Annotated in this window: 21 protein-coding genes and 1 pseudogene; 7 read left to right on the forward strand and 15 right to left on the reverse strand. The window is 61.4% G+C overall.

Annotation, left to right across the window (positions count from 1 at the left end; translation table 11 throughout):
* The first annotated feature begins 873 nt into the window (after nt 1-873).
* Entirely contained in the window at nt 874-1,695 is an 822-nt protein-coding gene (locus tag ACOOE1_RS07015) for a flagellin (RefSeq protein WP_420405622.1), read from the forward strand.
* A gap of 85 nt (nt 1,696-1,780) precedes the next feature.
* On the opposite strand, the gene ACOOE1_RS07020 is transcribed toward ACOOE1_RS07015, so the two are convergent.
* The 8 genes from ACOOE1_RS07020 to ACOOE1_RS07055 form a co-directional block, all read right to left on the reverse strand.
* Complete coding sequence (locus tag ACOOE1_RS07020) at nt 1,781-2,206, reverse strand: universal stress protein (protein WP_420405623.1); 426 nt, start codon at nt 2,204-2,206, stop codon at nt 1,781-1,783.
* Nucleotides 2,207-2,219: 13 nt separating this feature from the next.
* On the reverse strand, nt 2,220-4,811 hold the full coding sequence (locus ACOOE1_RS07025; RefSeq protein WP_420405624.1) for a TRAP transporter permease: 2,592 nt from the start codon (nt 4,809-4,811) through the stop codon (nt 2,220-2,222).
* A 179-nt stretch (nt 4,812-4,990) separates the two neighbouring features.
* A complete protein-coding gene (locus tag ACOOE1_RS07030; protein WP_420405625.1) occupies nt 4,991-5,974 on the reverse strand; it encodes a TAXI family TRAP transporter solute-binding subunit in 984 nt (327 codons plus the stop codon).
* Nucleotides 5,975-6,241: 267 nt separating this feature from the next.
* Nucleotides 6,242-7,564 carry an aspartate aminotransferase family protein gene (locus ACOOE1_RS07035; protein ID WP_420405626.1) on the reverse strand — a complete coding sequence of 441 codons (1,323 nt, stop codon included), beginning with the start codon at nt 7,562-7,564 and terminating at the stop codon, nt 6,242-6,244.
* A gap of 72 nt (nt 7,565-7,636) precedes the next feature.
* Complete coding sequence (locus ACOOE1_RS07040) at nt 7,637-8,302, reverse strand: ABC-type transport auxiliary lipoprotein family protein (protein ID WP_420405627.1); 666 nt, start codon at nt 8,300-8,302, stop codon at nt 7,637-7,639.
* Nucleotides 8,299-9,288: an MlaD family protein gene (locus ACOOE1_RS07045; RefSeq protein WP_420405628.1), complete on the reverse strand. Its 990-nt coding sequence runs from the start codon at nt 9,286-9,288 to the stop codon at nt 8,299-8,301. Before ACOOE1_RS07045 ends, ACOOE1_RS07040 begins: the two co-directional genes overlap by 4 nt.
* Nucleotides 9,289-10,128 carry an ABC transporter ATP-binding protein gene (locus ACOOE1_RS07050; RefSeq protein ID WP_420405629.1) on the reverse strand — a complete coding sequence of 280 codons (840 nt, stop codon included), beginning with the start codon at nt 10,126-10,128 and terminating at the stop codon, nt 9,289-9,291.
* Between the two features lie 3 nt (nt 10,129-10,131).
* Nucleotides 10,132-11,265: an MlaE family lipid ABC transporter permease subunit gene (locus ACOOE1_RS07055; protein WP_420405630.1), complete on the reverse strand. Its 1,134-nt coding sequence runs from the start codon at nt 11,263-11,265 to the stop codon at nt 10,132-10,134.
* A gap of 168 nt (nt 11,266-11,433) precedes the next feature.
* Here ACOOE1_RS07055 and ACOOE1_RS07060 point away from each other — a divergent pair, with 168 nt between their 5' ends.
* From ACOOE1_RS07060 to ACOOE1_RS07075, 4 genes are all read left to right on the forward strand, one after another.
* Nucleotides 11,434-11,949, forward strand: coding sequence for an adenine phosphoribosyltransferase (locus ACOOE1_RS07060; protein WP_420405631.1), 516 nt, complete (start codon nt 11,434-11,436; stop codon nt 11,947-11,949).
* Between the two features lie 164 nt (nt 11,950-12,113).
* Nucleotides 12,114-12,830, forward strand: a complete 717-nt coding sequence (locus tag ACOOE1_RS07065; protein WP_420405632.1) for an HlyD family efflux transporter periplasmic adaptor subunit — start codon at nt 12,114-12,116, stop codon at nt 12,828-12,830.
* 5 nt (nt 12,831-12,835) lie between these two features.
* A complete protein-coding gene (locus ACOOE1_RS07070; RefSeq protein WP_420405633.1) occupies nt 12,836-13,711 on the forward strand; it encodes a hypothetical protein in 876 nt (291 codons plus the stop codon).
* Nucleotides 13,708-14,343 (forward strand): hypothetical protein, encoded by a 636-nt coding sequence (locus tag ACOOE1_RS07075; RefSeq protein ID WP_420405634.1) that lies wholly within the window; start codon nt 13,708-13,710, stop codon nt 14,341-14,343. Before ACOOE1_RS07070 ends, ACOOE1_RS07075 begins: the two co-directional genes overlap by 4 nt.
* Before the next feature lie 30 nt (nt 14,344-14,373).
* Here the strand turns inward: ACOOE1_RS07075 and ACOOE1_RS07080 are convergent, their stop codons facing one another.
* Complete coding sequence (locus ACOOE1_RS07080) at nt 14,374-14,529, reverse strand: hypothetical protein (protein WP_420405635.1); 156 nt, start codon at nt 14,527-14,529, stop codon at nt 14,374-14,376.
* A gap of 141 nt (nt 14,530-14,670) precedes the next feature.
* Here ACOOE1_RS07080 and ACOOE1_RS07085 point away from each other — a divergent pair.
* A pseudogene (locus ACOOE1_RS07085) lies at nt 14,671-14,790 on the forward strand (adenine phosphoribosyltransferase); the annotation flags it as partial.
* 30 nt (nt 14,791-14,820) lie between these two features.
* Here ACOOE1_RS07085 and ACOOE1_RS07090 read toward each other — a convergent pair.
* Nucleotides 14,821-16,053: an alpha/beta fold hydrolase gene (locus ACOOE1_RS07090; protein WP_420405636.1), complete on the reverse strand. Its 1,233-nt coding sequence runs from the start codon at nt 16,051-16,053 to the stop codon at nt 14,821-14,823.
* Nucleotides 16,054-16,192: 139 nt separating this feature from the next.
* Nucleotides 16,193-17,104: a transcriptional regulator GcvA gene (locus ACOOE1_RS07095; RefSeq protein ID WP_420405637.1), complete on the reverse strand. Its 912-nt coding sequence runs from the start codon at nt 17,102-17,104 to the stop codon at nt 16,193-16,195.
* A gap of 257 nt (nt 17,105-17,361) precedes the next feature.
* Here ACOOE1_RS07095 and ACOOE1_RS07100 point away from each other — a divergent pair, with 257 nt between their 5' ends.
* Nucleotides 17,362-17,550: a DUF1127 domain-containing protein gene (locus tag ACOOE1_RS07100; protein WP_420405638.1), complete on the forward strand. Its 189-nt coding sequence runs from the start codon at nt 17,362-17,364 to the stop codon at nt 17,548-17,550.
* Nucleotides 17,551-17,644: 94 nt separating this feature from the next.
* On the opposite strand, the gene ACOOE1_RS07105 is transcribed toward ACOOE1_RS07100, so the two are convergent.
* The 4 genes from ACOOE1_RS07105 to serA form a co-directional block, all read right to left on the reverse strand.
* The gene (locus ACOOE1_RS07105; protein ID WP_420405639.1) at nt 17,645-18,256 is read right to left on the reverse strand and encodes a DNA-3-methyladenine glycosylase I; all 612 of its coding nucleotides are present in this window, start codon (nt 18,254-18,256) and stop codon (nt 17,645-17,647) included.
* 9 nt (nt 18,257-18,265) lie between these two features.
* On the reverse strand, nt 18,266-18,556 hold the full coding sequence (locus ACOOE1_RS07110; RefSeq protein WP_420405640.1) for a YciI family protein: 291 nt from the start codon (nt 18,554-18,556) through the stop codon (nt 18,266-18,268).
* Nucleotides 18,557-18,596: 40 nt separating this feature from the next.
* Complete coding sequence (locus tag ACOOE1_RS07115) at nt 18,597-19,175, reverse strand: TetR/AcrR family transcriptional regulator (protein WP_420405641.1); 579 nt, start codon at nt 19,173-19,175, stop codon at nt 18,597-18,599.
* Nucleotides 19,176-19,309: 134 nt separating this feature from the next.
* Complete coding sequence (serA, locus tag ACOOE1_RS07120) at nt 19,310-20,887, reverse strand: phosphoglycerate dehydrogenase (RefSeq protein ID WP_420405642.1); 1,578 nt, start codon at nt 20,885-20,887, stop codon at nt 19,310-19,312.
* Nucleotides 20,888-20,954: the final 67 nt, after the last annotated feature.

The following is a 20,954-nucleotide window of genomic DNA, read 5'->3' on the forward strand; positions in this document are numbered from 1 at the left end:
GTCCCGAAGACTGGATCAGTTCGGCAGGGGACGGAATGTTCTTTTCGAGTGCCGGAAGCTGCAACTCGTCAGAGTTCGTCCGGTAAACGATATAGGCAGTGGCCATCCATCCGCCTGCGACCACCGGTCCGACGAGAAGCAAGACAAGGCATAGCAATCCGACGACGCGCGCAAACGAGCGAAACAACGTTTCCGCAAAGCTTTCCTCGGTCTGTTCCCAAACAGCCACTGTTCAACCCCACCATGCACTCGCGAGCCGGTGTTCCGCACACCGAACGCTCTGCACATTTTGAAAGACAACGCAACAATAGCAGAAAGGATCAAGACTCTCAATGCTATGTCGCAACAAGTCGCTACAAGCCTCACAAATTACTGGATTTTCTATATCCAGAAGCACTCGTTTCGTTGATCTCCTCGCGAGGCCGATTCAACACTAGACCTTCGCAATTGAAACTTGTTGCAGGAAATTATTAAAAAAAGATAACCAAATAAGCTCGATCTCTATGCGTCCCTTAAGCGAACGCACTTCGGGATCGAGGATCGGCATGGCGGCGAGATACGACGTCAGGTGTTCGCTTGACGTACTCATATTCACGCAAAGTTATCTTCTTCGAGAACTGAGGTTTCGGAACCGGCCGAAACAGGAGCAGGACCCAGCGCCGTATCTTGGGCCGGCAAGGGTCGATTTCGACGTCGTTTGGCGTGATGCCGGCGATATTCCGCCAAAATCACAATCAAATTGCAGAAAATACAAAGCGATAGATGAACCCGAACACTTACAAAAAGGTCGATTGATGCTATATATTCCAGAGTACGCACAGTGCTCATGCGTACCGGATTGCTTTGCGGCTTTGTCAAAGTGGAACTGAGACCATGGCCATCAACAACTCCGTCAACACCAATGTCGGCGCATTTGCGGCGCTTCGAAACCTGAATTCCGCGCGCTCATCGTTGGATCAGACGCAGAACCGTATCTCAACCGGGCAGCGGGTCTCCAGTGCGCTGGATCAGGCGGCGATCTTTGCCATCGCCCAGAACATACGGGGCGAGCTGGGTGCGAATGCCGCTGTCCAGCAGGGCCTCAACCAAACGGCCGGGGCTGTAAACGTGGCCACCGCCGGTGCGACCGGACTTTCCAATCTGACGCAGGATATTCAGGGCAAGCTCGTGGAGCTGTCCAACCCTGCCCTTACGGCTGAACAGCGCGGCATCGTCCAGAACGACGTGAACGCGCTTCTCGAGCAGGCGCAGGGTTTCGTCGACAACGCGACTTTCAACGGAACCAACCTGCTGCAGTCCGGTGCAGGCGACCTGAACACGCTGCAGAACCCGGACGGCGACACCCTGACGGTTTCCGGTCAGGGCAGCGTGGGGGACAGTCTCGCGGCGCTCGCTGCGGCCGACTTCAGCGATCCGGCCTCCGTCCTGTCGAACGAGTTCGCCGCCTTTCAGACGGCCTTGAACACTTCGCTCGGCGAGCTCGGGGCAAGTTCAAGGCGCATTGTCGCGCAGAACGATCAGCTCCAGGGCATCTCGGACGCAACGGAAGAAGGCCTTGGAAACCTGGTCGATGCAAATCTCGGGCGGGAGGCCGCCCGGCTCGCGGCCGACCAGGCCCGCGGCCAGCTTAGCCAGCTTTCTCTCGGCATTGCCAACCGCAGCCCGGAAGTCGTGCTCGGCCTATTCCGCTCTTAAGCCTCTCACGGCCCCAACCGCAAACAAGTAAGCCCCGCCGGAGCCAAACCGGCGGGGCTTTCCATGTCTGGCGGAACCGGCTCGATCAGCGCACGACCAGCACCGAGCAATTGGCGTGGCGCACGACGCGCGCAGCATTCGGGCCGAGAAGATAATCCTTCAGCTCCGGACGATGCGACGCCATGATGATCAGGTCCGCTGAAATATCTTTCGCCGTCTCCAGCACCATTTCGTAGACCGTGCCCTGCCGCACGATATGCTGAACCTTCTGGTCCTCCGGCACATTCTCCGCAACCAGCTTGTGCAGGCGCTTGTTGGCCTCCGCGACCACCTTCTCGACATGGTCGGTCGGAAAGTACTGACCGACCAGGCTCATCCCGAAATCCGGCAGCACGGTCATCACGGACAGGGCCGCCTCGTGCGTCTTGGCATTGGAAACCGCAAGCGGCAGCGCCTTCTTCCACGAATTTTCATCGTCAAGATCGACTGTCAAAAGGACATGCTCGAACATCTTTCTTTCTCCCTTAGACAGTTTCGTGGCGGCCACGGCGCGCCCGCTGCAGGAAATAGATCAGGACCAGCAATCCGATGGCCGGAAGGAAGAAAACCTCCTTCGGCATACGGTCGGCCGGTGTCATGACCTGGATGATCTCCCAGTCGAAATCGATCCCCGCCTTCTCCGCCGGGCTGTCGAAACCGAGATTGTCGACCAGGGCCTTGCCGTCCTCGAAGCGAAGTTCCAGCCCGGCCGTATTGGTAAGACGGTCGGCCCCCGGTCCGGCATCGCCGAGCGGCAGAAGCACCGCCTTCGAAACAATGTCGCCGTCGACGGTTTCGCCCTCGACCATCAGACGTATCTCGCCGCCGGCAGGAATCCCCTGCGCGACCTCGTTGATCGAGACCGGATCGTGTTGCACGAACGGCGGATCGATCATGTCGAGCCAGAATCCCGGCCGGAACAGGGTGAAGGCTATTAGCAGGAGTGCGACCGTCTCCCAGATCTTGCTCCTCACGATGAAGTAGCTCTGGGTCGCCGAGGCGAACATCAGCATCGCCAGGACGGCCGTGACCACGGTGATCAGGAAATCCAGCACCCCGTCGATCCCGATCATCAGAAGCTTTGTATTGAAGATGAAGAGGAACGGAAGGATCGCGGTCCGGATATCGTATGCGAAACCCTGCAGACCGGTCTTGATCGGGTCGCCACCCGACAGCGCCGCGGCCGCATAGGCCGCGAGTCCCACGGGTGGCGTGTCGTCCGCCAGAATTCCGAAATAGAACACGAACAGATGCACCGCGATCAGCGGCAGGATCACCCCGGCTTCCGCCGAGAGCGTCACGATCACCGGCGCCATCAGCGAGGAAACCACGATGTAGTTCGCCGTGGTCGGCAGGCCGAGGCCGAGCACGAGACAGATGATCGCTGTAAAGAGCAGCATCAGCATCAGGTTGCCCGCGGAAATGAACTCGACGAACTCGGTCATCTTCTGGCCGAGCCCGGTCAGCGTTACGGCACCGACCACGATGCCCGCGACCGCGACCGCGACACCGATCGGAACCATATTGCGGGCACCGGAGACCAGTCCGTCGTAGAGTTCGCTCCTGCCCATGCCGAGAGCCGCAATATCGATACCTTCACCCCGGAAGAACGCCTTGCCGGCACGGTGGGTCACCGCGATGACCAGCATCACGACCGAGGTCCAGAAAGCCGCCAGACCGGGCGAGAAACGCTCGACGATCAGGCACCAGACCAGAACACCGATCGGCAGCAGGAAGTAGAGCCCCGACATGAAGGTCGGCCGCATCTCGGGGCATTCCGTCATGTTTTCCAGGTCTTCCGGCTTGCCGTCCTCGTACTCGGCGCCGAGTTTCAGCAGGAAGGCATAGGCCACCAGAAGAACGACCGCAGCGATGTAGATCGTCGCCTCGCCGAAGACCTGCTTGGTCCAACCGAAGCCGAAATATGTGATGGCCATGAGCACGATGAAGCCGACCATCACGGTCGCGTAACCCAAGAGTTTGGCCAGCAGCGTGCGTGTTTTCGAAGAGCGCGGCAGGCCGGTCATACCCGCCTTAACGGCCTCGAGGTGCACGATGTAGACCAGCGCGATGTAGGAGATGATCGCCGGCAGGAAGGCGTGCTTCATGATCTCGACGAGGTCGATGCCGACCCGCTCGATCATGATGAAGGCCGCGGCGCCCATGACCGGCGGCGTAAGCTGTCCGTTGGTCGAGGAAGCAACCTCGACGGCGCCGGCCTTCTCCGCCGGAAAACCCGTCCGCTTCATGAGCGGGATGGTGAAAGCGCCGGTCGTCACCACGTTGGCGAGCGAGGAACCGGAGATCAGACCGGTCATCGCCGAGGAGACGACCGAAGCCTTGGCCGGGCCTCCACGCATGTGGCCGACCAGAGCGATGGAGAGCTTCGTGAGATAGATCCCGGCTCCGGACTTGTCCATCAGCGCGCCGAACAGCACGAAAAGGAAAATGAAGGAGGTCGAGACACCGACACCGATGCCGAAGACGCCCTCCTGGGTGATCCAGAGATGGGACATCGCCTTCTCGAAAGAGGCGCCCTTCCAGGCGATCACATCAGGACCGTACTGGCCGAAGAAAATATAGACGAGGAACACCATGGCCACTGCCATGAGCGGGATGCCGAGCGAGCGGCGGGTTGCCTCCAGCAGCAGGACCAGCCCGATTCCCGCGGTGACGATGTCCGCCGTCGTCGGAATGCCCATGCGGCCCGCAAGCGCATCCGCCTCGACCACAAGGTAGAGAATGCAGATCGAGGACGCGGCAGCGAACAACCAGTCCGTCAGCGGTACGCTCCGGCGCGGCGAGGTTTTCAAAGCCGGGTAGGACAGAAAAGCAAGGACCACGGCGAAACAGAGATGTATCGGCCGTGTCTGGGTATTGTTCATCAACGGGACGAAGTCGGCCAGCATGTAGGGAAGCGGCGACGCGATCCAGAGCTGAAACAGGGACCAGGAAAGGGCCCCAAGCGCGATGAACTGCCCGATCGGCCCCGGAACGTTGCGCGACCCGGTATCGACTGCGGCGACAAGATCCTCTGCAGCTTGGCGCGCGGATTTGGATTCCGTCTCGTTGCTCATTTTCCCCCCTTCGCATCCGCTGGCCGGATGCGCCCTACCTCAGACAAAAAGCTGCGCGCGGCAGCGCGCCAATTCCATGTTCATGTCCGGCGCCGGCAGTACGCGCCGACCGGATCTTGTTCTTATAGTCGGACAGAAAGCAAAAGGGAGAGGCAAGCCTCTCCCTTCCGCCGGCCGGATTACATCCAGCCCTTTTCCTTGTAGTACTTCGCGGCACCGCCATGGATCGGGGCGGACAGGCCGTCCTTCACCATTTCGGACTCTTTCAGATGTCCGAAGGCCGGGTGCAGTTTCCTGAAGTCGTCGAAATTCTCGAAGACTGCCTTCACGACCTGGTAGACCACATCGTCGGAAACGTTGGACGAGCTGACGAAGGTCGCACCGACGCCAAAGGTGTTCACGTCTTCCGCATTGCTGGAATACATGCCGCCCGGAATCACCGCCTTGCGGTAGTACGGGTTGTCGGCGACCAGCTTGTCGATCGCCGGGCCCGTCGCATTGACGATCACCGCGTCACAGGAGGCGACGGATTCCTTGGTCAGCGCCGACGGATGACCGACGAGCCAGAAATAGGCGTCGATCTTGTTGTCGCAGAGCGCCTGGCCGGTTTCGGCCGATTTCAGCTCGGCTGCCAGCTTGAGATCGCCCCGGCTCCAGCCAAGCGCCTCTTCCATCACTTCCCAGGTACCGCGGGTCCCGGAACCGGCATTGCCGATATTCACCCGCTTGCCCTTCAGATCGGTGACGTTCTTGATGCCCGCGTCACCGCGCGCCAGGATCGTGACCGGTTCCGGGTGCACGGAGAAAACCGCGCGCAGTTCCTTGAACGCGCCGGCATCCTTGAACTTCGAGGTGCCGTTATAGGCATGGTACTGCCAGTCGGACTGAGCAACGCCCATGTCCAGCTCGCCGGCACGGATGGTGTTGATGTTGTAGATGGAGCCGCCGGTGGACTCGACGGAGCAGCGGATGCCGTGCTCCTTGCGTCCCTTGTTGACGAGACGGCAGATCGCGCCGCCGGTCGGATAGTACACGCCGGTCACACCACCGGTGCCAATGGTAATGAACTTCTGCTCGGCAGCGCTGGCGCCCTGCGTTGCTCCGACCAGCGCCGCACCGGCCACTACAGCCGCCGCAATGCCAAACGTGAAAGCCCGTTTCATGAAGCCTCCTCCAAGGTAATTCCATGGTTTGAACTATGTCCGCGTTCAACGACCGCACTTCCGGACTGAATGTCCGATCCAGATTCGCGCGCGCCAGAAGCGCACACAAAATCCAAGTCATTGGGCCGCCGACAAACCCGTGGAACTATGACCCTCAAAAAACGAAAAGGTCAATCCACGCTAGGCAATTGATTTTACTGAAAATCCCCAAGGCATTTGGTATACAAGGCAAAGTTTACGAGATCTCGACAGAATGCAGCACTGCAGTCACCGGATTGCTTCGTCAATTGCCTCTCCGAGTTTCTCGACGATCTCAGAGACATGGCCGTCGTCAATGATGAAGGGCGGCGCCAGGAGCACGTGGTCGCCGGTCCGACCGTCGATCGTGCCGCCCATCGGATAACACATCAGGCCCAGTTCCATGGCTTTCGCCTTCACCCTGGCATGAATTTTCCGCGCCGGATCGAAACTTTCCTTCGTCGGCCGGTCCTCGACCAATTCTAGACCGAGAAACAGCCCGCGGCCCCGGATATCGCCGACATTGTGGTGGTTGCCGAAGCGTTCATCGAGCGCCGTGCGCAGCTTTCCGCCCATGCTCCGCACCCTGGCCAGCAGGCTGTCCTCCTCGATCACCTTCTGAACCGCCAGGGCGCCGGCGCAGGCGGCCGCGTGGCCCATATAGGTATGGCCGTGCTGGAAGAAACCGCTGCCATCGTGAATTGCCTGAAAGACCCTGGAGGAAACCAGGGTGGCGCCGACCGGCTGATATCCCGCCCCAAGGCCCTTTGCGATGGTCAGCAGGTCCGGCGCGACTCCGTCCTCCTCGCAGGCGAAGAGATAGCCCGTGCGCCCCATGCCGCACATGACCTCGTCGAAGATGAGCAGGACGCCGTACCGGTCGCAAATCTCGCGGATCCGTTTCAGGTACCCTGGCACCGCAGGCACCGCGCCGAGGGTCGCGCCGACAACCGGCTCGCAGACGAAGGCCGCGACGGTCTCAGGACCATGCTCCAGGATCGCCGTTTCCAGTTCGTTCGCGACGCGCTGGCCGTAACCCTCTTCGCTCTCGTCGTCACGCCGGTCGCGATACGCGAAGCAGGGAGAGACATGGGAGGTGTCGATGAGCAGCGGTTTGAACTGCTCGCGTCGCCATTCGTTGCCGCCGACGGCAAGCGCACCGAGCGTGTTGCCGTGATAGCTCTGCCGGCGGGCAATGATCTTGTGGCGCTCCGGCTGGCCGATCTCCATGAAATACTGCCGCGCCATCTTCAGCGCCGCCTCGATCGCCTCGGAACCGCCGGAGACGAAATAGACCCGGTCGAGATCCCCCGGTGCCCGCGCGATCAGGTGATCGGCCAGATCCTCCATCGGATCGTTCGAGAAGAAGCCGGTATGCGCGAACGGTATTTCGTCGAGTTGGCGCTTGATCGCCGCCGTTACGCGGGCCTCGCTATGGCCGAGGCAGGACACCGCCGCGCCGCCACTCGCATCGAGATAACGCTTGCCGTCGCGGTCGAGAATATAGACACCCTCGCCTCTCGCGGCGGTCGGATAGGCGGCCCGGGCATTGCGGTGGAAGACGTGATTCATGGCGGGGTCTTTCGATGGGTTCGCGAGCGTAATCGAGCAGACTCAGGACACTGCGCTCCGCCCCCTTCGAGGTCAAGCCGGGCTTCGGTCAGACTGGATGGCGACCGCGCTCTTTAGCGTCCAGCCGACGATCCGCTTCATCACGCTGCCGAGGGCAAGGTCGAAGCTCTTGACGATGCTCTCGATCCGGTTGTCCCGCGCCTCGTGGACAGCCTCGAAAGCTTCCGAGGCCAGGATAATGCGCTGCGGCTTCTTGATGAGCTTGCAATTGATCCGCACCCGGACGGTTGGATGCGACGCACCGTCGGCATACTCGGCCTGGAACTCACGCATCTCCGTACGCAGTTCGAAATCCGTCCGCAGGCTCGCGCCACTGCGGCCGACGCCGACGATCTTGCCGGAATTCTCGAAGGATTCGATCAGGAGGCGATAGACCATCGACGGCGCCGTATCGATCCATTTCGCGCCGGAGTAATAGTCCATGGTCAATTCGCCCCTGACGACGGCGATCCGCGCCGAATTCAACCCCGCCGGCGCGAGCGGCGTCTCGAGGCCAAGCTGCCATCCGACCGCCGGAATATCGTCGCTGAAGGTGCTCTTCGGCGACAAGCGGTAGAGCTGCTCCGGCGGCATCGGTTCCGGCAGCACCCCGCAACCCGCAAATGCGAGCGGCAGAAGCGTTCCGGTGCCGGCAAGAAGGCCGCGGCGGCTGATCTCTGCACTGTTTCGCTTGCTCATTGATCGGTCTCCACACCTCGCTGCCGGTTGCCGAACAGGATCCGGGACGGATCGGACTCGACCTGACGGACCAAATGGCTCATGTCGTTCATCAATTGACGGCCATCGATCAGGAACTCCGTGAGTTCATAGAGGCCTGTCGTGGCGAAATCATTTACCGCATCCCGGTTGTCCCGCAGGATCACGGCGGCGCCGGCCGAAGCCTCGCTGACGTTCCGCAAGGCAAGTTTGAGTTCCCCCGACACCTCGACAATTTCGGAGTCGAGCGCCGTCACCGTGCCCCTCGTCGTCGCCATGGTCTGAGAAATCTCCTCGCTCATCACGCTGAAATCGCTGCCAAGCTGCGCGATGGTCTGCTCCATGGTCTCCATTGTCACATGCAGACTGTCGATGATCGCCTCCATCTCGCCGGACCGACTGGCCAGGGCCGCCGAGAATCGCTCGAGATTCTCCAGGGTGCCCTGCAGCGCCGCCTGATTTTCCGGATTCAGGATCTGGTTCGCCCGGTTCACCAGGACCACGAGCTGCGCCGCGATCTCCGGTGCCGCCGCCGCGACGTCCTGCAGGACCGAGTTTTTCGACGGAAGAACAGGCACTTCGTCGCCCGGCCGCGCGGTCAGCAAGGGTGCGTCATTGGATCCGCCTGCAAGCTGGATATAGCCGAGACCGGTCAGGCCCTGGCTCTCGAGCACGGCAAAGACGTCGCTCTTGATCGGAACCTTGCTGTCGATCTCGATCCGCACGTCGATGATCTCGACATTGTCCGGGTTGATCGCGATGGTCAGCACCTGTCCGACCGGGATGCCGCGGTAACGCACCGGACTGCCAACCGAGAGTCCGGTGACCTGCTGCTCGAACGCGACGTCGTACAGCGCGACCTCCCGGTCCAGCTCCACCTTGCCGAGCCAGATGACAAAGCCCATGGCCGAGGCGAACATCGCAAAGACGAACAGGCCAACGATGACGTAGCTCGCACGTGTCTCCATCTAGGATGCGCCTCCTTCTGCGTGACGATCTCCAAGACCCGGGGTCTCGAACGCGGCCCGTGCCCTGGGCCCGTGAAAATATTCCTGGATCCAGGGATGCGGGTTGGCGACGAGCTCGGACATGGTACCGACCGTGACCTTCCTGTCGATGAGCACGGCGATCCGGTCGCAGATCGCGACCAGACTGTCGAGATCGTGCGTCACCATGACCACCGTAAGGTTCAGGCTGCGCTGCAGGTCGCGGATCAGCAGGTCGAAATTCGAGGCGCCGATCGGATCGAGCCCCGCCGTCGGCTCGTCGAGGAAGACGACCTGCGGATCGAGCGCGAGCGCGCGGGCGAGACTGGCGCGCTTGCGCATGCCGCCGGAAAGCTGCGAGGGAAACTTGTCCGCCGCGTTGGGCGGCAGGCCGACGAGGTTGATCTTCAGCAGCGCGAGCTCGTGCATCAGCTCCTTCGGGATCCCGCCTTTTTCCCGCATCGGCGCCATGATGTTCTGCGCCACGGTGAGCGAGCTGAACAGCGCGCCGTCCTGGAACATCATGCCGAAGCGGCCCTGTAGCTTGCGCGTCGGCATGTCCCCGTGCCCGACTTCGATGCGCTCGCCGAGCAGCTCGATCTCGCCCTCCGCCGGCACCTGCAGGCCGATAATGGTGCGCAGCAGGACCGACTTCCCGCTGCCCGAACCGCCGACGACGCCAAGCACCTCGCCGCGCCGGACATCGAGATCGAGCCCGTCATGCACCACCTGCGTGCCGAACTGGTTGCGCACTCCGCGCAACCGGATCGCCGGTGCAGCGTCACGCGCGATATCCATGCTTTCCCCGGACAGTGTCGCCATCGCTCAGATTCCGACTTCGGCAAAGAAAACGGCGAAAAGCGCATCGAGCACGATCACGATGAAGATCGACTCGACGACCGATTTCGTGGTGCGGAAACCGACGCTCTCGGCGCTACCGGAGACCTGCAGCCCCTGGTGGCAGCCGACCACGGCGATGACATAGGCGAAGACCGGAGCCTTCATCATCCCGGTCCAGAAATCCCAGAGATCCACCGCGCCCTTGAGCTGCGTCAGGAACTGCTGGATCGTCAGGTCGAGCGTCAGGACCGCGATCATCGCGCCGCCCGCAAGTCCCGCGATGTTGCCGATGAAGACCAGCACCGGCAGGGCGATGCAGAGCGCGATCAGGCGCGGGATCACCAGTACGTCGACCGGCGAGAGCCCGAGCGTCTCCAGCGCGTCGACCTCCTGGTTCACCTTCATGGTGCCGATTTGTGCCGTGAAGGCGCTGCCCGAGCGACCGGCGACGATGATCGCGGTGAGCAGCACGCCGATCTCGCGCAGGATCGAGACCCCGACCAGGTTCACCGTCAGGATCGCAGCACCGAAGCGCTCGAGTTGCAACGAGCCCATGTAGGCGAGCACCACGCCGACGAGAAAGCAGAGCAGGAAGACGATGCCGACCGCGTTCAGCCCGACATATTCGAGCTGGCTCACCAAAGCGACGAAACGCAGCCGGGTGCGTCCGGTGAACAGCGACAGGAGCGACACGATCGTCAGACCGAAGAAACCGAACAGCTCGCGGCCGACGCGGGCCATATCGAACATCGCCTCTCCGGCACGCGCCGTGACGCGGATCAGGGGATTCGGCCCGTTCTCGCCGTCGGGGGCCTCCGGTTCCGGTACGAAGGCCTTTTCGACGAGCGCCGCGTAGCGCGCCTGGAGACCGTCGAGACGGACCTCGATGCCGCGTCCGCTGAAAGCGTCCGAGGTGCGGCGCAGGACCCAGGCCCCGGCACTGTCCAGCGCGGTGATCCCGGCAGCGTCGATGACGACCTGGCGCGGCGACGCGGCAAGCGCCTCGCGGAACCGCCGGTCGAGCCGGCCGACCGCTTCCACGGTCAGCGGCCCGGCGATCCCGACGCGCAATTCGCCGCCGGCCTCCGAGATGGATAGCGAGGTTTCCGCTCCAGCCACGTCTTCGTCCCCCAGGACATCGGACCCGGCTCCGGCCGGCTCGCATTTGGATCGCCCACTGGGTCTCGCGATGGACCCGAAAACGCGTGCATTACATAAGATACTGGAATTTATCGCAACTCTCACCTATCAAGGCCGCTGCTCAACCCGAGGCCCGAGGACCCGTGCATGGACCTGAAGCAGCATATCCGCGAAGTGCCGGATTTCCCGAAGCCGGGGATCCTGTTCTACGACATCTCGACGCTGCTGGCGCACCCGGAGGCCTGGAAGGCGACGGTCGAACGCCTGAAGGAATTGGTCTCGGCCTACAGGCCCGACGTCCTCGCCGGCATCGAATCGCGCGGCTTCCTCGTCGCCGCGCCGCTGGCGCTGGAGCTCGGCCTCGGCTTCCACATGGTGCGCAAGCAGGGCAAGCTGCCCGGCAAGACCATTCCCTACACCTACGATCTCGAATACGGCAGCGACACGATCGAGGTACAGGACGGCGCGATCCAGCCCGGCCAGCGGGTGGTCATTCTCGACGACCTGCTGGCGACGGGCGGCACCCTCGCCGCGGCGGTCGAGCTGGTGCGCAAGGTCGGCGGCGAGGTCACCGGCGCCGCCAGCATCATGGAACTGACCTTCCTCAAGGGCCGCGAGCGGCTCGACATCCCCTTCAGCTCGCTGATCGCCTACGACGACTGAGGCCAGGCCTCCCCCCTCTCCAGCAATCGTCATCCCGGCCACCGGGCCGGGACCGGTTCGATGGCGCGCGTCTTTGAGAAATCACGGATCGGGGTCCGGGATGACGCCCGCAGAGGCACCGGTTAATATGCGTCTCTGATGTTTTCCGCTCGGGGCTGCATTCTTTGGGGCACTTTCACAAATCCGGCGCCTGCTCATGGGCGAACTCTCCACCCGAAGGCGCGGCCAGCGCGGAGGCGACGGCGGCGAACCTGCTGCTCGCCGTCGAGGCGGAGACCCAGCAGGAACTGAACAAGGCCCGCAAGCTCGAGAGCGCGGCGCGGCAGGAACGGATCAAGGCGATGGACCGGGTCGGCCGCCTCACCCTCGCGGCCCCGGTCGCGGGCGAGGTGACCGGGCTCGCCGTGCACACGCTCGGCGGCTATGTGCAGCCGGGCACGGCGCTGATGCGCATCGTGCCGGAGGAAGACCGGCTCATGGTCGAGGCGACGGTGACCAACCGGGATATCGGCTTCATCGAGGTGGGCCAGCGCGCGGCGGTGAAGGTCGATGCCTTCAACGACATGCGCTACGGCAGCATCGAGGGGCGGGTCGTCTCCCTCAGCGCCGACGCAGTGGTGCCGCAGGACGCGAGTCATGCGGCCGGGGCCGCCGGCGCCCCGGGCGCGGCCACCAGCGGCCCGCAGGCGGCGCCACAGATGCTGTCCTACACCGCGAAGATCGAACTGGAGCGGGAGCACCTGACGGTGAACGGCAGGGACGTCCGCCTGGTGCCGGGCATGTCGGTGACGGCGGACCTGCTGACGGGGGAGAGGCGGGCGCTGGAATACGTGCTGCAGCCGGTGCTGCGCTATGCGAGCGAAGGGATGCGGGAGCGATGAGGACAATGACCAGTAGTACACGGGGACATGTAGTGAGAATAGTCAGCACGGCCTTGATGTCCGTCAGTTTAATTATTCCTGCAGGTGATACTGACGCTGTAGATGTATTTTATGGCGAAAATAAGTATGAGATAGTTGATCAAGCAAAATACTTTGAGAGTCGGGATATTGCATCACCAATAATTAGTATGATATTTGGGGATTCATCATTAAATCGCTTTTATCATAATATAACTAACGTAATATTAGATAGTGAAGATAATAAGATTAGATTTAAAATTATCGGAAATACAGATAAATATTCTGATCGATATAATACAATAGGCAGCTTTATTAGTGACTTGAATGAGATTGTAAGTGTAGACTTTGTTTTAAATGGTACATCGTCAACGAATATTGAGAATAATCGTGATGCCGATGTTAATTTTTTTACAGTTCACAAGGATATGATTGTTTATTTGATGAATAGATTAGAAAAAAATACATTTTCGAATGTTATCCATGATTGGAACGATGATGGGAAATGTATAACTGTTTTGGTGTTATCAAAAAAAATGAGAGTTATAAGAGCATATAATTTCATTGATAACTCTGTATCGGATGAATATTTTTATTTTTGTGCGAAGAATTCTGTTTTCGAATCGTTGTATTTTCCTGGATTTACAACAATAGATAGGGGTCGTGCAGCAGGTTCGGGCCTTATATGGAATGGTCGGTTAACGTATTTTGATATGGTGGGATTTAATTTTGTTTATTCTCTTGAAGAGAAAATTAGAAAAACTCCGACTCCAGACCGCAAAGTAATTGAGCAAAAAATCAGACAGAGCGTAGAATTCATCATTAATTGCATGGATAGAGATTTCGTGGAGTGCGGTAAATGACTGAATCAATTAATCAAATAGATGTGCTAAGGGGATATTTGAAGAAAAGCTTCGATAGCACAGGTGTAAAAGTTAAAGATTTGACAATTAATAATTTGTTAAACGAACTGACCGGTGTTAGGTCTGACATCCAGATTAAACCGTTCAGAATTAGAGCGAAGTATGATGAGGATGGAAGAGCCGAGAATATCCAAATTCTGATTGCCGGAAGCCAAGAGTTTGTTTCATCAAAGCTTGATCAGGTAACCCATAAAGGTGGCGTCGATGTTGATTTTAAAGTCGACGGAGAGTTCGTTCTTTTAGATCTTACGTCCGGACAGAATAATAATTGGAATATGCAGACCTCAATTTCAGCAGGTCTGTCAACAGACTCTACATTTATTTCACGAAATGTTGTTCAATTTCAAACGGAAGACAGATATAAAGTAACAGCTGTATATAAGGATCTGTCATTAGAGCATAATCTTTTGACTGAAGAACCGAGCGCGATTGTGGGGCGATATGAGTCCAACTATAAATTCAAAGTAGGGGGGCAGCTGGTAGATTCAGACACGTTCGTTGCGGAACATGATTTTTCGAAGCTGTTTGATCTTCAGAATAACTCTGATTTTTATGAAAATTCACTCAATTGAGGGGACACACTACTTAATTGGGACGCTCGTTCAGACTTCTCCGGGCGCTTTCGGCTTCGGCCCCGGTTTCCGCTTTGCGAGTACCCGGCCGAGGCGCCGCTCCAGTTCCTTGAGAAACCCCTCGCCTCCGAGCGGCCGTCCCGTGCGCGTGTGACGCCGGATCGCGTCCACCTCTTCCGCCTCCATGCCGCCGTCGAGAAACCGGCGCCAATCCCGACCGCCGCCGTCAGATCGCCGCCGAGAATGCGATCCGCAGCCGTTCCGCCTTCCGGCGCCGTCACCCGGGCAGTTTCGGGGACATGGCCGTAATCGCCCCATAATTGGCCCATATTTGGCAAGGTCGGCGGCGAGGTCACCGGCGCCGCCAGCATCATGGAACTGACCTTCCTCAAGGGCCGCGAGCGGCTCGACATCCCCTTCAGCTCGCTGATCGCCTACGACGACTGAGGAATGTGAGGAGCGCTCCAGCGCCTCACATCAGCGCCGAACGGTCTCTGCGACCTCCGTTTCGATCACGACCTCCGAATGCAGGGTCCGGTGGACCGGGCACTTGTCCGCGATCTCCCGGAGTTTCTGCCGCTGCTCCGCATCGAGCGGCCCCTCGATGGTGATCTCGCGGCGGATCTTATCGATTTTCCCGACCTGCGTCTCGCAGGCCGTGCAATCCTCGGCGTGGACCTTGCTGTGCCGGAGCCTGGTTTCGAGCCGGTCGATTTGCCAGCCCTTGCGTTCCGCATAGAGCGACAGGGTCATGTTGGTGCAGGCGCCGAGGCCGGCCAGCAGCAAGTCGTAGGGTGACGGCCCGGTATTGTCGCCCCCGACGGTCTTCGGCTCGTCCGCCCGGAGACTGTGACCGGCCGCGAGGATGGCTTGCGGAAATTTGCCCTCGCCGAGATGCGCGACCACGACTTCTCCCTCACGCGCGGCGGGTTGCCGTACGGCCTCTTCCGGAACAAGACGGCTCGCCCAGGCGGCGATGACCAGCGCGACATAGCTGGCGTCGCCAACTCCGGTGAGCAGATGATCCGCCCTGTCGAGAGAGACAAAGCTCTTCGGATGCCTGGCGGCGGCGAAGATCCGGCCCGCATTCTCTATGCCGACGGTCATGTCCAGGGGCGCATGGAAAATCAGCAGATCCCGCTTCAGGTCCGCGATCCGCCTTTCCAGATCATGCGCCTCGAGGTCGTCGATAAAGGACTTCCGGATTCGGAAAGACCGACCCGCGAGCGACACTTCCGCTTCGCCATCCCGCTTGATTGCCTCGAGATCGGCCCCGAAATTATGCACGACATGCCCCGGATCCGCGGGGGCACCAATGGTCGCGACACCCTTGACCTCGGGGATATCGGCGGCCGCGGAAAGAACCGCCGCCCCGCCGAGCGAGTGCCCGATCAAAATCGCCGGCGCCATGCCTTCCGCACGCATCCAGTCCGCCGCCGCAACCAGGTCACGGATATTCGACGCGAAAGTCGTATTGGCGAACTCTCCTTCGCTGTGCCCGAGACCGGTGAAATCGAAGCGCAGAACGGCGAGGCCCTCAGCGGCCAGACCGCCGGCGATCCGGCGCGCCGCCGCAATATCCTTCGAGCAGGTGAAGCAATGGGCGAACAGCGCATAGCCGCGGGGTTTGCCGACCGGAAGGTCAAGCCGCGCCGCCAGCATGTCGCCCTGCGCCCCCGGAAACCCGATTTTTCTGCTCTCGATTCCCATCGCCCGTCTCTCCCTTCCGGTCCGAACCTGCAAGGCCCCAAGGAGACACGACTCGACTCTCGACTCAAGGGATCGATGAATTGCGAAACAAAGCGGGCGCGACACTTGATTCGCCCCGCAACCGCTCCGAGCTCCCAGCTCAAGCCGATTGCAGTTCGCGCGCCTCCTCCAGCAGCCACTCCCGGAAGGCCGCGATCTTCGGAACCTCCACGCGATCCTCTGCGCATAGCAAATAATAGGAAAACGCGAGCGGCGTGCTGAAGCTCGGATCGAAAGGCCGCACGAGGCGGCCGGTGGCGAGATGGTCCGCGACCAGCACGTCTCCGACCAGCGCGACACCGGCGCCGTCGAGGGCGGACTGCACCGCCATGCTCTCCATGCTGAACCAGGGCCCGCTCGCCGGGACGATGTCCTGCAGGCCGGCCGCGGTCAGCCACATGCGCCAGCTCGGCTCCGTATCCGTCCAGTCGATATGCAGCAGAGTGTGGTGACGGAGATCCTCCGGCGTGCGGAGGGGGTGCTCGCCGGTGAGCAGCGCCGGACTGCAGACCGGCGTGTTGATCTGGTGGAAGAGCCAGTCGATCCGTACCCCGTCATATCCGCCCGGGCCGTAGCGGATCGCGATGTCGGCTTCGCCGCGGACAAGGTCGGCCAGCCGGTCGGTCCCGTCGATGCGGATCTCGATCTCCGGATGCCGGCAGCGGAAACGCTCCAGCCGGGGCACCAGCCACATGCCGCCAAAGGAGGGACTGACGCTGATGGTCAGAACCCCGCTCTCGGAATGTGCACGCATGGCCTCGACGCCCTGGGCCAGCCTGTCGAAGCCCTGCCCCAGCAGCGGCAAGGCCGCCTGGCCCGCTTCCGTCAGCATCAGCGCCCGGGTCAGACGGCGGAACAGCGGTACGCCGAGCAGGTCCTCCAGCGCCTTCACCTGATGGCTGACCGCCGCCGGTGTAACGTTCAGTTCCGCCGCCGCCCGGGTGAAACTGAGATGCCGGCCGGCGGCCTCGAAGGCGCGGAGGGCATTCAGCGGCGGCAGCGGTCTGACCATTGTCTATCTTCAAATTTTTCTAATCTACAAACCGAGATCTTCTCGTTTGTCCACCCGAACGCATATCGCCATCTTCATTTTAAATCAACGCATACGGAATGCGTCACCCCTCGCCGGGGCCGCCCATCGTTCAAATATAATTGTATTATTTGAACCGAAGCCCCAAGGCGACCAGCCGATGGAGGTCCTCCATGTCGCTTTGTTGCACTCGATCCAAACCGCATGTCGTCCGGTTGCCGTCAACGGCAGCGGCCCGCTTGGTCAAGGCTGCAAAGACGGCGTTTCTTCAGGGCATTGCCGAAATCCGCCACGCGCAACGACGCCGCGCGAACATCCGGACCCTGGACGCGATGAGCGACCGCCAGCTGCTGGATATCGGCATCGACCGCTCCGAAATCCCGGGGGCGGTCGATCGCGCGCTCAAAACCCGGAAACCGCCGATGTGAAGGTGATAACGCACAGGCCGTTCGGCCGCAGAGCCGGGACCTGTTCGAACGCGCGCGACAGCGAGCGGTCCGGGCTCAGTCCCGGGATGCCGGCTCAGGGGGCGGGAGAGGTGAAACCGTCCCGCGCGGCCGCCACCTCGTCCCGCACGACGCAGCCCTCCGCGTGATCGTTGATCAGTCCCATCGCCTGCATGAAGGCGTAGACCGTGGTCGGACCGACGAATTTCCAGCCGCGTTTCTTCAGTTCCTTCGAGATCGCCTTGGAGACGTCGGAAACCGACTGGCTCTGCGGCGCGCCCAATGTCGACGGATCGGGCTCGTAGGACCAGAAGAAGGCGGCGAGCGAGCCGTCCCGCTCGACCATCTCCAAAGCCCGCTGTGCGTTGTTGATCACCGCCTCGATCTTGCCGCGGTGACGGACGATGCCGGCATCCTGCAGCAGGCGCTCCACATCCGCCGCGCCGAAACGCGCAACCTTCGCGAAATCGAACTGCGCGAAGGCCGCACGGAAGTTCTCCCGTTTCCCGAGGATGGTCCGCCAGCTGAGACCCGACTGGAATCCCTCGAGGCAGAGCTTCTCGAAAAGGCGATGATCGTCGTCTACCGGGAACCCCCATTCCGTGTCGTGATAGGCAAGGAATTCCGGCGCCGCCCCACACCAGCGGCAACGCGGCTTTCCGTCCGGCGCGATATAGGGCTCGCTCATGTCGCGCCCTCACGCGCCGAGGAAGGAGAGGCGCGGATCGGTCATCGAGGCGCCGATCTCCGTCACCTCCGTGCGCACGACGTCTTGCGCCACGAAGGGATCCTCCGCCAGCCGGGCCTCGAGCGCAGCGCGGTCTGTATTGTGCGTGAGGATCCCGCCGCCCTCGTCCGGCGCCTTGAGCGTTCCGGCCGCGAGGAACACGCCCTCGTCGAAGCCGCGCTTCAGCCAGGCCTTGTGACCTTCGAGGAAGTCGCCGGCCCGTGCGCGGTTGGCCGAGAGTTTCAGCAGGGCGATGAACATCGGATGTCTCCTACGGTGAACTTGAAACGGCAATAGGGGGTCAGGTCCGTGCCTCCGCGGCGCGCTCATGCAGCCAGTCGGAGATCTCCGAGATCTCGCGTTCGACGAAGTCCGCGTCCTGATAGGCATTCGCCATGGTCGCGACACCCTGGCTCCAGGCCAGCACATGCATCGCGTTGCGATCGGATTCTCCGCCGCAGCCGAGCCGCTCGAACTCGCCCCGCAGCCAGTCGCGAAAGAGCGTGAAAATCCGGCCTGCGGCGTCCTGCGCCCGGTGATTCAGCTTGGCGAGCTCGGAGGTCAGGGTGCCGACGGGACAGCCATAGGCCATGATGTCCTGCCGGTTGTCGCGAAGGATACGGATATAGCCGAGGATCCGCGCCTCCGGATCGTCGGTCTCCGCCTCCCAGCCGGCGATCATCTCCCTGCTCGCGTCGATCCGCGCCTCGATCACGGCGTCCAGAATCTCGTCCTTGGTCCTGAAGTGATAATAGAAATTGCCGCGCGATATCCCGACCTCGGCTGCGATATCGGCGAAGGAGGTTCTCTCGAAGCCCTGACGGTAGAAGAGATCGTCGGCCCGCTCCACAATCTGCTCGCCTGTCGTTCCGTCACGCATATCCACCCCGCCGGTTCATCGAACTCGATTAGGACAATTGACCTACATCCAGAATTAGGACATTCGTCCTATTCGAGCAAGAACAAAAAAAGCCCCGCACATGGCGGGGCTTTCGGCCGGCTGGAAGTTCGACGTCAGAAATTCAGCGCATCGACCCGGGCGACGTTCGGCAAGCTCTTCACATTGGCCAGCAGGTCCTCGCCGACCGCGCTGTCGACCTCGACCAGCGCCACCGCCTCGCCGCCCTCTTCGCGGCGGCCGAGATGGAAGGTCGCGATATTGACCCCGGCATCGCCGAGTGTGGAGCCGAGCGAGCCGATGAAGCCCGGCTTGTCGTAGTTGCGGACATAAAGCATGTGGGCGCCGAACTCGGCCTCGATGGCGATGCCCTGCACGTCGACCAGACGCGGCAGGGTCCCGGCGAAGAGCGTGCCCGCCATGGAGCGCGTGCGCTCGCCGGTCTCGACAGTGACCCGCAGCATGGTCTGGTAGTCGCAGGGCCGGTCATGCTTGATCGTGGTGACCGCGATGCCGCGAGCCTGCGCCTCGACCGGCGCGCTCACCATGTTGACGGAGGCGAGCGTCGGCTTCAGCAGGCCGGCGAGCGCCGCCGCGACCACCGGCGCGGGATTGATCTCCGCCGCTTGACCCTCGAATTCGATCGCCACCGACTTGATGGCACTGCCGATAACCTGTCCCGTGAAGGCGCCGAGATTCTCGGCAAGCTTCATGTAGGGCTTCAGCAGCGGCGCCTCCTCGGCGGTCACCGACGGCATGTTCACCGCGTTGGTGACGGCCCCGGTTAGGAGATAGTCGGACATCTGTTCCGCAACCTGCAGGGCCACCTTCTCCTGCGCTTCCGTGGTCGCGGCGCCGAGATGCGGCGTCGCGACGAAGTTCGGCGCGCCGAACAGCACGTTCTCCGTCGCCGGCTCCTCGACGAAGACATCGAAGGCCGCGCCCGCCACATGGCCGGTTTCGAGCGCCCCGCGCAGCGCCACCTCGTCCACCAAGCCGCCGCGGGCGCAGTTGATGATCCGCACGCCCGCTTTCATCTTCTGGATAGCACCGGCATCGACAATGTTGCGGGTCGCGTCCGTCAGCGGGGTGTGCAGGCTAATGATGTCCGCCTCGGCAAAGAGCTCGTCGAGCTCCAGCTTGGTGACGCCGAGCTGGGCCGCCCGGTCGTCGCTGAGATAGGGATCATAGGCCGCGACCCGCATCTTCAGCCCGCGCGCCCGCTCGGCGACGATGGCGCCGATATTGCCGCAACCGATCAGGCCGAGGCGCTTGCCCGTGAGTTCGGCGCCCATGAACCTCGATTTTTCCCACTTGCCGTCCTGGGTGGAACGGTCCGCGGCGGGAATCTGGCGGGCGAGCGCGAACATCATCGCGATCGCGTGTTCCGCTGTGGTGATGGCGTTGCCGAACGGCGTGTTCATTACCACCACGCCGGCGGAAGTCGCGGCGGCGGTGTCGACATTGTCGACGCCGATGCCGGCCCGGCCGATTACCTTGAGGTTGGTCGCCTTCGCCAGAACCTCTTTCGTCACCTTGGTGGCGGAACGGATGGCCAGGCCGTCATAATCGGCAATGATCTCAAGCAGGTCCTCGGCCGCGAGTCCGGGCTTGAAATCGGTTTCGAGACCGCGCGCGCGGAAGATCTCAACGGCGGCGGGGCTCAGCTTGTCGGATATAAGGACTTTGGGCACGGCTTGCTCCTCGTGCGCTCGAATTTCTGCGATCCCGGGGGATGGACGCTCCCGGCGACGAAGCCGG

This window comes from Nisaea sp., from assembly GCF_965216895.1.
In the GTDB taxonomy this organism is placed as follows: domain Bacteria; phylum Pseudomonadota; class Alphaproteobacteria; order Thalassobaculales; family Thalassobaculaceae; genus Nisaea.

Coding starts and splice junctions, on each gene's coding strand:
- ACOOE1_RS07015 (WP_420405622.1), top strand. CDS start 874: ATGGCCATCAACAACTCCGTCAACACCAATGTCGGCGCATTTGCGGCG.
- ACOOE1_RS07020 (WP_420405623.1), bottom strand. CDS start 2,206: ATGTTCGAGCATGTCCTTTTGACAGTCGATCTTGACGATGAAAATTCG.
- ACOOE1_RS07025 (WP_420405624.1), bottom strand. CDS start 4,811: ATGAGCAACGAGACGGAATCCAAATCCGCGCGCCAAGCTGCAGAGGAT.
- ACOOE1_RS07030 (WP_420405625.1), bottom strand. CDS start 5,974: ATGAAACGGGCTTTCACGTTTGGCATTGCGGCGGCTGTAGTGGCCGGT.
- ACOOE1_RS07035 (WP_420405626.1), bottom strand. CDS start 7,564: ATGAATCACGTCTTCCACCGCAATGCCCGGGCCGCCTATCCGACCGCC.
- ACOOE1_RS07040 (WP_420405627.1), bottom strand. CDS start 8,302: ATGAGCAAGCGAAACAGTGCAGAGATCAGCCGCCGCGGCCTTCTTGCC.
- ACOOE1_RS07045 (WP_420405628.1), bottom strand. CDS start 9,288: ATGGAGACACGTGCGAGCTACGTCATCGTTGGCCTGTTCGTCTTTGCG.
- ACOOE1_RS07050 (WP_420405629.1), bottom strand. CDS start 10,128: ATGGCGACACTGTCCGGGGAAAGCATGGATATCGCGCGTGACGCTGCA.
- ACOOE1_RS07060 (WP_420405631.1), top strand. CDS start 11,434: ATGGACCTGAAGCAGCATATCCGCGAAGTGCCGGATTTCCCGAAGCCG.
- ACOOE1_RS07070 (WP_420405633.1), top strand. CDS start 12,836: ATGACCAGTAGTACACGGGGACATGTAGTGAGAATAGTCAGCACGGCC.
- ACOOE1_RS07075 (WP_420405634.1), top strand. CDS start 13,708: ATGACTGAATCAATTAATCAAATAGATGTGCTAAGGGGATATTTGAAG.
- ACOOE1_RS07080 (WP_420405635.1), bottom strand. CDS start 14,529: ATGGAGGCGGAAGAGGTGGACGCGATCCGGCGTCACACGCGCACGGGA.
- ACOOE1_RS07090 (WP_420405636.1), bottom strand. CDS start 16,053: ATGGGAATCGAGAGCAGAAAAATCGGGTTTCCGGGGGCGCAGGGCGAC.
- ACOOE1_RS07095 (WP_420405637.1), bottom strand. CDS start 17,104: ATGGTCAGACCGCTGCCGCCGCTGAATGCCCTCCGCGCCTTCGAGGCC.
- ACOOE1_RS07105 (WP_420405639.1), bottom strand. CDS start 18,256: ATGAGCGAGCCCTATATCGCGCCGGACGGAAAGCCGCGTTGCCGCTGG.
- ACOOE1_RS07110 (WP_420405640.1), bottom strand. CDS start 18,556: ATGTTCATCGCCCTGCTGAAACTCTCGGCCAACCGCGCACGGGCCGGC.
- ACOOE1_RS07115 (WP_420405641.1), bottom strand. CDS start 19,175: ATGCGTGACGGAACGACAGGCGAGCAGATTGTGGAGCGGGCCGACGAT.